Here is a 14,123-nt window from a genome sequence, read left to right as displayed (position 1 = left end):
AATTGAATCGTCATAGAACTTTATACAATTTTCCATCTGGTGATAGCGGCTTAATGCAGAAGTCCATAGATGGCATAAAATGAGAAAATAGTCTTTCTTTTTTTGAGTTCATACAGAATAGGTATTGAATTTTTTCATATAAAATGATAAAATAACGAATATAAGAATTAAAACGTATACACGAACTAAAAACGCATCAATAGGTAGCAACGTATTCATGTGGAAAAGGAGACATATAGCTTCCATCGCAAGGTTCGGTATATGCATATTTATTTTAAATATAGATAATTGTTTTGTCAGGGAGGAAAAAACATCGTGAAAAAAAAATATGTAGTTATGGATGGGAACACGGCAGCAGCATATGCATCGTATGCTTTTACGGAAGTCGCTGCTATTTTTCCGATTACGCCGTCGTCAGTTATGGCAGAAAAAGTAGATGAATGGGCCGCAAAAGGGAAAAAGAATATTTTTGGCAATACTGTAGATGTCATTCAGATGCAATCTGAAGCTGGAGCTGCCGGAACGTGTCATGGATCCCTGCAGGCAGGCGCCCTTACGACAACCTATACCGCTTCGCAAGGGCTATTGCTTATGATTCCGCCTATGTTCAAAATTGGTGGTGAATTTTTACCGGGCGTATTTCATATAGCTGCTCGTACTGTCAGCGCACATGCGTTATCCATTTTTGGTGATCATTCAGATGCCATGGCCTGTCGGATGACCGGGTTTGGCATGATTATGTCTTCTTCGCCGCAGGAAGCCATGGATTTAGGTGCAGTAGCTCATTTAGCAGCTATTGGCGGCAGATATGCGTTTATGCATGTTTTTGATGGTTTTCGGACATCTCATGAAATGCAGCGTATTGAGGCGCTTGATTATGAAGATTTAAAAAAGTTGGTAGATTATCAGCAGCTTAATGCATTTCGTAAAAACGGGCTAAACCCGGAACATCCGCATGAACGCGGTACGACTGTCAATCCGGATATTTTCTTCCAGTGTAAGGAAGGCGCCAATGAAAAAGTTGCGTCTATACCTGATGTAGTGCAGCAATATATGGATAAAATCAACGGGTTAACAGGACGTGATTATAAGCTGTTTAATTACTATGGGGCACCGGATGCTGCAGAAGTTATCGTGATCATGTGTTCTGGTGCAGAAACCGTTCGCGATACGGTGGATTATCTCAATGCGCATGGCCGCAAAGTCGGCATGGTTCAGGTTCACTTGTATCGGCCTTTCTCGGTGAAATATTTTACAGAAGCGATTCCGGCGACATGTAAAAAAGTGGCTGTGCTTGATCGTACGAAAGAGTCCGGCAGTATTGGGGAACCGCTGTATCTGGATGTACAGAGCGCACTTATTCAAGCGGGGCGTGGTGATATTATCGTTGTTGGCGGCCGCTATGGACTATCATCCAAAGATACAACGCCGGCGCAGATTGCTGCAGTATATACAAATCTTGCAAAAAGTACGCCGAAAAATAATTTTACGATCGGGATTATTGATGATGTGACGCATACGTCTTTGGCTTCTGAACCAGTTAAGCTTTCCTATCCGGCGCAGACCGCTGCTAAGATTTGGGGACTTGGAGGAGATGGTACCGTCGGTGCCAATAAAAGTGCAATTACGATTATCGGGTTGCAGGCAGATAAGTACGCTCAGGCATATTTCTCTTATGATTCTATGAAAACAGGCGGCTTAACACAGTCCCATCTGCGGTTTGGTGATAAGCCGATTCATGCGACATATCTTGTGGATTCTGCCGATTTTGTAGGGTGTCATGCGCCGACATACGTCCATAAATATGATACAACAGCTGATCTGAAGGAAGGCGGTGTGTATCTGCTGAATTGCCCGTGGAGTCAGGACGAATTGGAGGTACAGCTTCCAGCTAAAATGAAACGTGATTTGTATAACAAGCATGCACAGTTTTATACAATTAATGCCACAAAACTGGCTGGTGAAATAGGGCTGGGAAATCGTGTAAATACTATTTTGCAGGCTGCTTTCTTTGAATTAACCAAGGTTATTCCTTTAAATATAGCCGTCAATGCAATGAAGCAAGGCAACTATGACAGTTATTTTAAAAAAGGCGGGCAGGAAATTGTAGATAAAAATAATAAGGCCGTAGATGCAGGAATTGATGGATTAGTGAAGGTTGAAATTCCGGCAGCATGGGCTGAAGCTGCAGAAGCTCGGTATGATACATTACAAGTGCCTGCTTTTATCCATGATATCGTAGAACCGATGAATCGGCAGGAAGGGGATGCCTTGCCTGTATCCATCTTTAAAAAACATAATTGCTTTGATGGCACATGGCCGCTCGGTACGACGGCATACAGTAAACGAGGCGTGGCTATTAACGTGCCGCAATGGAATGCGGATGCCTGCGTACAATGCAATAGTTGTTCCATGGCATGCCCCCATGCCGCTATTCGCCCAGTACTGCTTACGGATAAAGAGCTTGCGGAGGCGCCGGCATCCTTTGTAACGGCTAAGGCAAAAGGGGCTAAAGTGGCACAATACCATTTCCGGATGCAGGTTTCACCGTATGATTGCCTTGGCTGCGGCGTATGCTTGAGTGTTTGCCCAATGAAGAAAAAAGGTGCGCTTACGATGGTTCCTATGGAGGAAGTAGCCGCGCAGCAGGATAATTTCAACCGCTTTGTTATGGATGAATCATACCTCAAGAAGGAAGTTGTCAGTGATAAAACAGTGAAGGAAGCACAGTTTGCGAAACCGTATTTCCAATTTTCACCAGCTTGTGCAGGATGTGCCGAAACAACCTATATCAAAATGGTTACACAACTCTTTGGAAGTCGCATGTATGTTGCCAATGCGTCCGGTTGTTCCTCGGCGTATGGCGGTTCTTTGCCAACGACGCCGTACTGCAAAGATGCCCGCGGCTTTGGACCTTGCTGGGAACAGTCCTTATTTGAAGATAATGCTGAATTTGCGTATGGGTTCCTGCGTGCGCAGGATGCGATTCAAAAAGAGCTGGTTATTCATCTGCAGGCGTTGAAAGATGCGGCGATTGCTGTAGATGTCATTGATGAGTACTTGGATTTTTATCAAAATAGCAGTAAATCTCGTGAAGTGACGGATCAATTGATTAATGGATTGGAACGGATTCCGGCAAACGAAGATATAGAATTCATTTTGCAGAATAAAGAGTTTTTAGCGCGGAAATCAATATGGGCTTTTGGCGGTGACGGCTGGGCATATGATATTGGTTTTGGCGGTATTGATCATGTAATTGCTCAAAATCGTGATATCAACATTTTGGTCATGGATACAGAAGTATATTCGAATACTGGCGGACAGTCTTCCAAAGCGACTCCTACGGCGGCGGTTGCCAAATTTGCGGCTGGCGGCAAACAAGTGAAGAAAAAAGATCTTGGGGCAATTGCCATGACCTATGGATACGTATACGTCGCGCAGGTGGCGATGGGATATAATCAGGCTCAGACCTTGAAAGCCATTCGTGAAGCCGAAGCCTATCCGGGACCCTCTATTGTGATTGCGTACTGCCCTTGCTTGGAACATGGGATCAAAGCCGGTATGGGTGCAACACAGATGGAAATGAAAAAGGCTGTGGAATGTGGCTATTGGCATTTGTACCGTTATGATCCGCGTCTTGCGGCAGAAGGGAAAAATCCATTCCAGCTTGATTCTCCGGAACCAGATTCAGAAAAAATGAGAGAATATTTGAGCGGAGAAAACCGGTATAACCGCTTGAAAATTAATTTCCCGGAACGTGCGGAAACGTTGTATGCCAAGACTATTCGCGAAGCTAAAGAACGATATGCTACATATTCGAAAATGGCAGAAAAATAATTAGTTTGGGCTAAATAGCAAGAAGCTTTGCTGCTGCTGGGATAAACGCTCCATTCTAAGTAATGGCAGAGCTTCTTGGTATCATACTATATTTGATGACAATGATAGTCGTATGAGAAAGGGGTTTGGATAGAATATGGATTTTCAGTTTTCTGATGAACAGCGAATGATTATCAAACTGGTTCGTGATTTTGCAGCTAAAGAAATTGCTCCTACAGTACAGCAGCGTGATGAAGCGGAAGTGTTTGATCGTACTATTGTAGATAAATTAGGTGAGCTTGGTTTGATGGGGATTTTTTTTCCAGAAGAATATGGCGGTGGCGGGGGTGATTACCTCAGCTATATTTTGACTAATGAGGAATTATCCCGCGTAGATGATTCTATTGCCTGCAGCTATGCTGCGTCGGTGTCATTGTGCGCATGGCCGATTTTTGCGTATGGTACGGAAGAACAGAAGCAAACCTATTTGGTGCCCTTGGCAGAAGGCACCAAGCTGGGGGCTTTTGGCCTGACAGAACCGAATGCCGGTACCGATTCTGCCGGACAGCAATCGCATGCGGAAAAGAAGGATGGTTATTATTTGCTTAACGGCAGCAAGTGTTTTATTACTAATGGTGGTGAAGCAGATATTTATGTCGTTTTTGCGATGACTGATAAGGCAAAAGGCACTAAAGGCATCTCGGCTTTTGTTCTGGAAAAAGGTATGCCGGGCTTCACTTTTGGAAAAAAGGAACATAAAATGGGGATCCATGGATCACAGACGATGGAATTGGTCTTTCAGGATGTAAAAGTACCAGAAAAAAATCTTTTGGGCCAGGAAGGAAAAGGCTTTAAGATTGCTATGACCAGCTTGGACGGCGGCCGTATTGGTGTGGCTGCGCAGGCTTTAGGAATTGGTCAGGCAGCATTGGATGCAGCCGTTAAATATTCCAAGGAACGAGTACAGTTTGGTAAGCCTATTTGTAAATTCCAGGGTGTATCCTTTATGCTGGCGGATATGGCAACCCGGCTGGATGCTGCCAGACTGCTGATTTATCGTGCAGCGTGTCTGAAGGGGGCAGGGCTTCCTTTTTCAAAAGAAGCGGCTATGGCTAAAATGTATGCGTCTGATGCGGCCATGTCTATTGCTACGGATGCCGTACAAATTTTAGGTGGGTATGGATATATTCGTGAATATGATGTGGAACGGCTTATGAGAAATGCAAAAATCACACAGATTTATGAAGGAACCAACCAAGTACAAAAAATGGTTATTTCAGGGGCTTTATTGCAGTAATGACATACTATGATTACTACTCGGAGGCTGTGTAAATGAGTGATATATTAACGTACGATGAAATGAATATTGGGGATAAAACCAGTTTTGGCAAGACGATCAGCGAGTCTGACGTCTATATGTTTGCAGGCATTACCGGTGATTTTAACCCTCTCCATATTAATAAGGTAGAAGCAGAAAAAACGTTGTTTAAGAGTCGAATTGCGCATGGAATGCTGTCCGCTGGAATTATTTCAACGACGATGACTCAAGCGATTCACGGCGGGACTTCCATTTATTGCTCACAAGAGCTGCTTTTTAAAGCACCTGTCCGAATCGGTGATACTATTACATGTACTGCGGAGCTTATTGAAAAAATTCCGGAAAAGCGACGCCTGATATATAAGACGACAGTTGTCAATCAGGATGGCGTGGTTGTTACCGATGGAAAAGCAGTTATGCTGAAGAAATGATATAGCTTACATTATGCGTATATACTTAGGAGGAATACCCTATGACCTTGAGAACAGGGGAACAATATATTGAAAGCATGCGGAACATGAATCTGCAAGTATACATGTTTGGCAAGAAGGTCGAGTGTCCGGCAGATGATCCTATTTTACGGCCATCTCTTAATTCGGTACGGATGACATATGATTTGGCACAGCTGCCGGAATTTGAAGATCTTATGACGGCGACCTCTCATTTGACAGGGGAAAAAATAAATCGATTTACCCATATTCATCAGAGTGCCAAGGATTTGATGAACAAAGTGAAAATGCAGCGATTGCTGGGGCAGAAAACCGCCGCATGCTTTCAGCGGTGTGTGGGAATGGACGCATCTAATGCTGTTTACTCTACTACGTATGAAATTGATCAGAAATATGGGACCCATTATCATGAAAACTTTGTCAATTTCTTAAAACAAGTGCAGAAAGAGGATTGGACGGTAGACGGGGCTATGACAGATCCGAAGGGGGATCGGGGCAAAGCTCCGCATGAACAAGATGATCCGGATTTATTTTTGCATGTTGTAGAACGTCGTCCAGATGGGATTGTCGTTCGCGGAGCTAAGGCACATCAGACAGGATTCATTAATTCGCATGAAGTTATTGTTATGCCTACGATTGCTATGCGTGAAGCTGACAAAGAGTATGCTGTATCTTTTCATTGCCGTACAGATACAGAAGGTATTTTTATGATTGTCGGCCGTCAATCGTGTGATACTCGTAAAGTGGAAGGAGCGCCTATGGATACAGGCAATCCGGAATTTGGCGGTACAGAAGCTCTTGTTATTTTTGATAATGTTTTCATTCCCAACAATCAGATTTTCCTTAACGGTGAAGTGGAATTTGCAGGTATGATGGTAGAACGTTTTGCCGGATATCATCGTCAATCCTATGGCGGCTGTAAAGTCGGAGTGGGTGACGTCCTCATCGGCGCGACGGCACTGATTGCTGACTATAATGGTTGTGCCAGAGCCTCTCATATAAAAGATAAAATTATTGAAATGCAGCATTTGAATGAAACATTGTATAGCTGCGGTATTGCTTGCTCTGCTTTGGGGACAAAAACCGAGTCGGGAAACTATCTGATTGATCTGCTTTTGGCGAATGTCTGCAAGCAAAATGTCACACGATTTCCTTATGAAATTGTGCGCCTTGCTGAAGATATTGCCGGTGGTCTTATGGTGACAGCCCCGTCTGAACTGGATTTGCGAGACCCTAAATTAGGTAAATATGTAGAAAAATATTTGAAGGGTGTCGGTGTTGTTTCAACGGAAAATCGTCTGAAGGTTTTACGGCTGATTGAAAATCTGTGTTTGGGAACGGCAGCCGTTGGCTATCGTACGGAATCCATGCATGGTGCGGGATCACCGCAGGCTCAGCGTATTATGATTTCCCGTCAGGGGAATTTGGAAATGAAAAAAGAACTGGCAAAAGAACTGGCGCATGTAACCGAATAAGGATAGGTGATGGCTGTGGTTAATGATATTAAAGAAAAGATGGAAGCATTAATGGATGCAGAAATTCGCCCGAGGTTATGGGGGCATCAGGGAAATATCGTAATTCAATCTATCACGGATGGCGTTGTACATCTTCAAATGTCAGGCAGGTGCAGTGGCTGCCCTAGTGCTTTGACAGTTACAGGAGAATGCATTAGAGAAAAAATATTGGCAGCGTTTCCGCAGATTCAAACCGTCATATTTAATTGTGTAAGTGAAGATTTACTGCAGCAAGCTCGAAATATATTAAGACGGTCAGATTCAGCAGGGAGTATATAATGGATATCGGCATTAAGTATTGCGGTGGGTGCAACAGTCAATATGATCGTGTCGAAGCAATCAGGCACTTACAGAAAATGTATCCCCACCATACATATTCGTATGTTTCAGATGAAAGAATGGCACAAGATATATGGATTGTTGTATGCGGATGTTCCAGAGGATGTGCCGGTATAGAAGGTCTCGTAGCACGACAGCATCTGTTTTTTGTTACCCAGGAGGAGGATATGGCTGCTGTGGAAATACAACTCAGTGCGATGCCACGCAGCGGGAAATGATCATTGAAAGGTGATTTATAGTATGACAATTGGGATAAAAGCACCTGGATATTATATCCAGGGCGCAGGAGAATTGGATAGGCTGGGTAACTATATAAAAAAAATAGGAACATCATTTTTGGTGATCGGATCTGCTAATAATAAGAAGCGCATTGGAGATCGCATTGCGGTCTCGCTGAAAAGTGCAGATAAGACGATGTTTTACTGGGAATTTGGCGGTCAATGCTCAAAACAAGCAATTGCTGATGCCGTGACAGCAGCACAGAAACAGGGCTGCGATGCCATTATCGGTGTTGGCGGCGGTAAGGCACTGGATACGGCGAAGGCTGTGGCGACGAATATGGGAGGACTGCCGGCAATAATTATTCCGACGATTGCGTCTAATGATGCGCCGTGCAGCAGCGTTGCGGTTATTTATAATGATGACGACGTTGTCGTAAAAGCGCTCATGATGCATCGAAACCCGGATATAGTCCTTGTTGATACGAACTTGATTGTTCAGGCCCCGAAACAGTATTTGATTGCCGGTATGGGAGATGCCCTGGCCACGTATTTTGAAGCGCGGGCCTGTCGCCGGAGTGGTGCGAAAACCATGTCCCGCGGTCAATGTTCTATGACCGCCTTGGCCTTGGCCGAATTGTGCTATAAAACGCTGCTCAGAAACTCGGTCAATGCACTGACAGCGGTGGAACATCATGTTGTTACGCCAGCACTGGAAGTGGTTGTTGAAGCTTGTGTGTATTTGAGCGGTGTTGGTTTTGAGTCTGGAGGACTGGCAGCGGCCCATGCTGTCAATGATGGTCTGGCCCATGTCCCACAGGCGAGCAAGGCATCGCACGGTGAAAAGGTTGCTTTTGGACTCTTAGTACAACTTCAGTTGGAACATGCGCCACAGGAAGAGTGGGACACTGTGTTGGCCTATATCCGGACTGTCGATCTGCCATCGTGTCTTGCTGATTTGGGAATTACAGAGGTAAAGGAAGCGGAAATCCGTAAGGCTGCGGAAGCAGCGGCAGCACCAGCGCAATTCACAAAAAATATCCGTCCTGATATTACGGCAGAAGAAGTATATAATGCGATCATGGCCGCGGATGCGGCGGGAGGCCATACATAAAAAATACTGAACAGATACAGGTGTAATATGTTTTGTGCAAAAGGGTAAGGATGGGAAAAATTCCATCCTTACCCTACTACGTTTATAGCAGATAAGAAAACATAAAAAAACAGCTCATCCAGAAGGATGAGCTGTGAACAAAACTTTTCATATAGAGCATATTCAAGTATGCTTAGGTTTCATACAATCCGCTCGGTTTTTCCGAAAGATTGATGTAAATATTTTTGGTCTGCATATAATGCTTCATTGTTGTCTTATCCGTTTCACGGCCGATACCGGAAAGCTTATATCCTCCGAAAGGAGCTCCGGCAGGGATTGCATTGTAGGTATTGACCCACATACGTCCTGTTTCAATGGCACGGGCTACACGAATGGCACGATTAATGTCACGGGTCCAGACGGCACCGCCTAAACCGTATTCGCTGGCATTCGCCAAAGCGATTACATCGGCTTCGTCTTTGAAGGGGATGATGCATACAACCGGCCCAAAGATTTCTTCCTGAGCGATGCGCATATCATTTTTTACATCAGCAAAAATGGTCGGGCGGATAAAGTTTCCCTTTTCAAGCTCATTTCCTGTGATCTTTTCACCGCCGCAGACAAGCCGTGCACCTTCTTTTTTACCGATTTCTATGTATTCCAGGATTTTTTTGACCTGAGTCTGATCGATCTGAGCACCCATTTGTGTATCAGATTCCCAAGGAAAACCAACTTTTACGCGGTTAAAGCGTTCTGCTAGATCACTTACAAACTTATCATAAATCGATTCCTGAACAAAGATACGAGAACCGGCGCAGCACACTTGGCCCTGATTAAAGAGAATCCCCAATTGAGCGCCATCCATTGCCATATCCCAAGGAGTATCTTCAAAGAAGATGTTGGCTGATTTGCCGCCTAATTCAAGCGTTGCCGGAATTAATTTTTCCATGGCGGCCTTGTATACATCACGCCCGATTTCTGTGGAACCTGTAAATGCCAGCTTCTGAATATCCGGATGATCAAGGATGTACTGTCCCGATTTAGAACCCTTGCCGGTAATTACGTTTACTACACCAGGCGGCAGAATACCTTCAATTAAATGCATTAATTCAAGAACGCTCAACGACGTCGTGCTGGATGGTTTCAGAATAATAGTGCAACCAGCTGCCAGTGCCGGAGCTAATTTCCATGCTGCCATAAGGAAAGGGAAATTCCAAGGGATTACCTGGCCGACCACTCCGATTGGTTCATGAACAACAAGGCTCAATGTATTTTCATCAATCAGAGAGGCACGCCCTTCTTCAGTGCGGACGACACCTGCAAAATAACGGAAATGATCCGCTGCAAACGGAACGTCAACGTTTGCTGTCTCGCGAATAGGTTTACCATTGTCCAGGGTTTCGATCATAGCCAGCTTATCTTTATTGGCAGTGATCGCATCTGCTATTTTCAGCAATGCATCCTGACGCTGTGCCGGCGTTGTTTTTTTCCAGGCGGGTAATGCCGCGTGAGCAGCCTTTACTGCCGCGTCGACATCAGCCTTTGTTGCCTGGGCGCATGTTGATAATACGTCGCCGTTAGCTGGGTTGACAGCATGGAAGGTAGCGCCGTCACTGGCGGGAACCCACTGACCGTTAATGTACAAACCATAAGAATCGCGTATCCATTTTTCTGTCATAAATGACACCTCTTTTACAAAAAATAATGGTAAATATAATAGAAATGAATGTTACAACATTCACACAACAACAAATATATTTTAGTTGACAACCTTTATCAATTAAAATATATCATAGAGTGATAGAAATGTCAATGAGTAATTTTGTGAATATATGGAATTCATTTGACGAATATATGCGTATGGATGTATAAGTCTACATGAGAGGATTCTCTGAAATGTAAAGGTGTTTATATACAAAAAAACAGACACTGCGAGGACCGTGTCTGTTTTAGGTTAAAATCGATAGGTTACGCCGGCTCCGACGCCGTGCTCATTGTCGCCGTTATCGGGCATGTAGTTGTGATAATTTACATTAAAGCCCAGCCCTAAGGCCAGATTATAGTTCAATCCGATCTGGGCTTCATCAAAATGAGAACCAACTACATAGGTGGCATATGGCTGCAGGCCCAGTACATGAGGTGTGGATACGCCGACGCCTCCATATATAGAATCGGATTGACCACTCATATGATTGCGCCAGCCGCCGAGCAGCTGAATATGGGAGCCTACCAGATTATATTTAGCGTAAAAATCGTTCTGATGTCCATATTCATCACGATCGACGTATTTATAGCCGATGGTTAATTTAGGAGCTACTCTGCCCTCAATATAGGATTCTTTTATACCGACGCCACCTTGAATGCCCACGTCGGGAACGCCCGGCACCGGGACGGCCAACGCTGTAGAGGCATTGATGATAGTACTTAAAGCGGTTAGCAGTAATAGTTTTTTCATTATTTTCTCCCTTCAAATTGAGCTACTCTTTGCCGAATATAAAGCGATCAATTGCTTCTGCGACAGCACCTTCGTTATTATTTGCATTCGTGATGACATCACAATAAAGGCGAATTCGTGGATTCAGATTGCGTACTCCAATAGCGAGTCCGGCAGCTTTTAACATTTCAATATCGTTGATATTGTCTCCGATCGCCATCGTTTCTTCGGGCTGAACTCCAAGGAGTTCAGCTAGCTTGAGGAGCCCGACTCCCTTTGTAACATTCTTGTGCATGAATTCGATATATCGGTTACTTGAAAAACTGACTTCAGCGTCAGCAAGCCAAAGTCGCATTTCCTGATGAATTTTTTGGAGAATTGCATCATCTGTGTTCATAATAATGATTTTACTGACAGCATCACCCTTTAAGAAATCGAGAGTCCTTTCCTCTGTCGGGATGTAATCCATCCGTCCCTTTAAAAAAGCTTTTTCATCAGGTGTGATACGGCGGATATACACATGGTCATGAGTGTATATGTGTGTACACATGCCATAGGTCACGCTTTTCTGGTATAGTTTATTGGCCAATGCAAAGGGGATGGCATCCCAATATAAAGACGTGGAATTTTTGTTTTCCGTGATACTGCTGCCATTAAAAGCAATGACATATTGTCCTCTTTTATCATATAATTGTAAGGTTTTTAAAATTCCCGCGACCGAGCGAAAGCCGCGTCCGGTACAGGGAACAAATTTGATCCCTGCTGCGGTAGCTCTGGCGATAGCCTCTATATTACGTTGGCAGATAGTAGCATCGTTGCTGAGCAAGGTTTCATCCATATCACAAGCAATAATTTTATATGTACGCATGGGACCGATCTCTCCTTTGTTTTGAATAGACTTAGTCTAGCATAGATTACCGGCAGCGTAAAGCGATTTTATCATACCTGAAAAAAAACGAAGTGATAAAATGACTGTTTAATATTACATAAAATATAGAAAAAAATACTGCAGCAGTGCAAGACCGTCTATATTCACAGAAAATGGATTTAAGCGCATATTTTTTGTGTGTCTCGCAATTTTTAATAAATAAAATACGCTGCAGATGGTATAATAGAATAACATGAAAAGGTGATAAAGGAGGAGAGGTATTTTGACAAACACAGAATTGGCGGATCATGCAGCACAGGTTCGCCGGCATATTGTGAAAATGATTACGGAAGCGCGATCCGGACATCCTGGCGGTGCCTTGTCCATTGTGGATATGCTGCAAGTATTATATTTTGAAACAATGCGCGTGGATCCGTCGCGACCCCATTGGGAGAATCGGGATCGTTTTGTGCTATCCAAAGGACATGCGGCGCCGGCATTATATGCTACGTTAGCGGCACGGGGCTTTTTTTCGGAAGAAAAATTATGGAAGCTGCGGCAGTGCGGCGCGATGCTGCAAGGAAATCCAGATATGAATACGACTCCGGGAATCGACATGTCGACCGGATCGTTAGGACAAGGTTTGTCTGCGGCAAATGGAATGGCACTGTCTGCTAAAGTCGATGCTGCTGATTGGCGTGTGTATGTCATCGCCGGCGATGGGGAAATACAGGAAGGGCAGATTTGGGAAGCCGCAATGTCGGCAGCACAGTACCAGCTGGATAATCTTACTTTGTTTATTGACCATAACGGGCTGCAGATTGATGGCGCAAATACAGATGTCATGTCGGTCATGCCAATTGCTGATAAGTTTCGATCTTTTGGCTGGAACGTTCTGGAAATCAATGGTCATGACTATGATGCGATCCGATCCGCATTGGTCTTGGCAAAACATGCAAAAGGCTGTCCTTCTGTTATTGTAGCGGAGACAATCAAGGGAAAAGGAATTTCCTTTATGGAAAATGAAATTGCCTGGCATGGTAAAGCTCCAGATGTAAGACAGTGCAGAGAAGCGCTCGGGGAACTGGGAGGTAATGTATGATGGGAACTGCGATGCGAACTGCATTCGGACATATTTTACAGCATGAATTATATAAGAACCCCCGGATCGTAGTGTTGGATGCGGATCTGGGAAGCTCAACAAAATCAATCGCGTTCAAATCCGCAGCACCGGGACGGTATTTTGATATGGGAATATCCGAACAGGATTTGATGGGAACGGCTGCCGGTTTTGCGGCTGCCGGGAAAATACCGATTGCCAGCACTTTTGCCGTATTTGCTGCAGGGCGGGCGTTTGAACAAATACGCAACTCGATCTGCCTGCCCAATTTGAATGTCAAAATTTGTGTTACCCATGCCGGCCTGACTGTAGGTGCCGATGGGGCGACACATCAGGCTATTGAAGATATGTCGATCATGCGCAGTCTGCCTAATATGACCGTCATCAGCCCATCTGACGCTATAGAGACGGCGGGCTGCCGTTCAGGCGGCTGTGGCTCACGATGGGCCGGTATATATACGTATGGGCCGGGATCCTGTGGAAGAGATTCATGCAGCAGATTATCGGTTCCAATGGGGTAAAAGCGAGATTCTTCGGGAAGGCAGGGATGTGGCAATCATTGCTGCGGGAATTATGGTGCATAAAGCCCTGGAAGCGGCAGACATACTGAAGAGCAGAGGGATACAGGCCATGGTCATCAATATGCACACGATTAAACCTATTGATGTGGCAGGGATTGTGGCAGCTGCGAAAAAAACAGGATTTATCGTTACTGCCGAAGAACATACTGTCCTTGGCGGTCTCGGTTCGGCAGTGGCGGAAGTATTGGTGCGGCAATGTCCGGTAAGGCAGGCATTTGTAGGCGTACAGGATCAGTTCGGAGAATCGGGATCAGCAAGTGAACTACTGGAAAAATATGGATTGACGGCTCGGAACATTGTCGAAAATGTTATGCTGGGAATCCGATCTTAGCAGCTTGTTTTTCGGTGCGTTTTTCAGTATTATTATAAGGAA

General features: G+C 44.6%; 11 protein-coding genes and 1 pseudogene. 9 read left to right on the top strand and 3 right to left on the bottom strand.

Going from position 1 to position 14,123, the window contains the following annotated elements; translation table 11 throughout:
• Window positions 1-315 precede the first annotated feature (315 nt).
• From nifJ to AB840_RS04445, 7 genes are all read left to right on the top strand, one after another.
• On the top strand, window positions 316-3,837 hold the full coding sequence (gene nifJ / locus AB840_RS04475; RefSeq protein WP_143745040.1) for a pyruvate:ferredoxin (flavodoxin) oxidoreductase: 3,522 nt from the start codon (window positions 316-318) through the stop codon (window positions 3,835-3,837).
• A 136-nt stretch (window positions 3,838-3,973) separates the two neighbouring features.
• Window positions 3,974-5,113, top strand: coding sequence for an acyl-CoA dehydrogenase (locus AB840_RS04470; protein ID WP_048513637.1), 1,140 nt, complete (start codon window positions 3,974-3,976; stop codon window positions 5,111-5,113).
• A 35-nt stretch (window positions 5,114-5,148) separates the two neighbouring features.
• The gene (locus AB840_RS04465; RefSeq protein ID WP_048513636.1) at window positions 5,149-5,565 is read left to right on the top strand and encodes a MaoC family dehydratase; all 417 of its coding nucleotides are present in this window, start codon (window positions 5,149-5,151) and stop codon (window positions 5,563-5,565) included.
• A 41-nt stretch (window positions 5,566-5,606) separates the two neighbouring features.
• Window positions 5,607-7,058 (top strand): 4-hydroxyphenylacetate 3-hydroxylase family protein, encoded by a 1,452-nt coding sequence (locus AB840_RS04460; protein ID WP_048513635.1) that lies wholly within the window; start codon window positions 5,607-5,609, stop codon window positions 7,056-7,058.
• A 9-nt stretch (window positions 7,059-7,067) separates the two neighbouring features.
• Window positions 7,068-7,376, top strand: coding sequence for a NifU family protein (locus tag AB840_RS04455; protein ID WP_048513634.1), 309 nt, complete (start codon window positions 7,068-7,070; stop codon window positions 7,374-7,376).
• Window positions 7,376-7,654 (top strand): hypothetical protein, encoded by a 279-nt coding sequence (locus tag AB840_RS04450; RefSeq protein ID WP_048513633.1) that lies wholly within the window; start codon window positions 7,376-7,378, stop codon window positions 7,652-7,654. The genes AB840_RS04455 and AB840_RS04450 overlap by 1 nt, the downstream gene beginning before the upstream one ends.
• Before the next feature lie 22 nt (window positions 7,655-7,676).
• On the top strand, window positions 7,677-8,768 hold the full coding sequence (locus AB840_RS04445) for a glycerol dehydrogenase (protein WP_048513632.1): 1,092 nt from the start codon (window positions 7,677-7,679) through the stop codon (window positions 8,766-8,768).
• Window positions 8,769-8,940: 172 nt separating this feature from the next.
• On the opposite strand, the gene AB840_RS04440 is transcribed toward AB840_RS04445, so the two are convergent.
• From AB840_RS04440 to AB840_RS04430, 3 genes are all read right to left on the bottom strand, one after another.
• The gene (locus tag AB840_RS04440; protein WP_048513631.1) at window positions 8,941-10,425 is read right to left on the bottom strand and encodes an aldehyde dehydrogenase family protein; all 1,485 of its coding nucleotides are present in this window, start codon (window positions 10,423-10,425) and stop codon (window positions 8,941-8,943) included.
• A gap of 276 nt (window positions 10,426-10,701) precedes the next feature.
• Window positions 10,702-11,202, bottom strand: coding sequence for a hypothetical protein (locus AB840_RS04435; protein ID WP_072061756.1), 501 nt, complete (start codon window positions 11,200-11,202; stop codon window positions 10,702-10,704).
• A 22-nt stretch (window positions 11,203-11,224) separates the two neighbouring features.
• Window positions 11,225-12,049, bottom strand: coding sequence for a Cof-type HAD-IIB family hydrolase (locus tag AB840_RS04430; protein ID WP_048513630.1), 825 nt, complete (start codon window positions 12,047-12,049; stop codon window positions 11,225-11,227).
• 283 nt (window positions 12,050-12,332) lie between these two features.
• Between AB840_RS04430 and AB840_RS04425 the strand changes: the two genes are divergently transcribed.
• Together AB840_RS04425 and AB840_RS04420 are read left to right on the top strand one after the other, a co-directional pair.
• Window positions 12,333-13,151 carry a transketolase gene (locus AB840_RS04425; protein ID WP_048513629.1) on the top strand — a complete coding sequence of 273 codons (819 nt, stop codon included), beginning with the start codon at window positions 12,333-12,335 and terminating at the stop codon, window positions 13,149-13,151.
• Window positions 13,151-14,081, top strand: a pseudogene (locus AB840_RS04420) (transketolase family protein). Before AB840_RS04425 ends, AB840_RS04420 begins: the two are co-directional and overlap by 1 nt.
• Window positions 14,082-14,123 lie beyond the last annotated feature (42 nt).

Source organism: Megasphaera cerevisiae DSM 20462 (assembly GCF_001045675.1).
Classification (GTDB): Bacteria; Bacillota; Negativicutes; order Veillonellales; family Megasphaeraceae; genus Megasphaera; species Megasphaera cerevisiae.
This window is presented reverse-complemented; position numbering and strand designations above follow the sequence as displayed.

Coding starts and splice junctions, on each gene's coding strand:
- AB840_RS04465 (WP_048513636.1), top strand. CDS start 5,149: ATGAGTGATATATTAACGTACGATGAAATGAATATTGGGGATAAAACC.
- AB840_RS04460 (WP_048513635.1), top strand. CDS start 5,607: ATGACCTTGAGAACAGGGGAACAATATATTGAAAGCATGCGGAACATG.
- AB840_RS04440 (WP_048513631.1), bottom strand. CDS start 10,425: ATGACAGAAAAATGGATACGCGATTCTTATGGTTTGTACATTAACGGT.
- AB840_RS04450 (WP_048513633.1), top strand. CDS start 7,376: ATGGATATCGGCATTAAGTATTGCGGTGGGTGCAACAGTCAATATGAT.
- AB840_RS04435 (WP_072061756.1), bottom strand. CDS start 11,202: ATGAAAAAACTATTACTGCTAACCGCTTTAAGTACTATCATCAATGCC.
- AB840_RS04445 (WP_048513632.1), top strand. CDS start 7,677: ATGACAATTGGGATAAAAGCACCTGGATATTATATCCAGGGCGCAGGA.
- AB840_RS04470 (WP_048513637.1), top strand. CDS start 3,974: ATGGATTTTCAGTTTTCTGATGAACAGCGAATGATTATCAAACTGGTT.
- AB840_RS04455 (WP_048513634.1), top strand. CDS start 7,068: ATGGCTGTGGTTAATGATATTAAAGAAAAGATGGAAGCATTAATGGAT.
- AB840_RS04430 (WP_048513630.1), bottom strand. CDS start 12,049: ATGCGTACATATAAAATTATTGCTTGTGATATGGATGAAACCTTGCTC.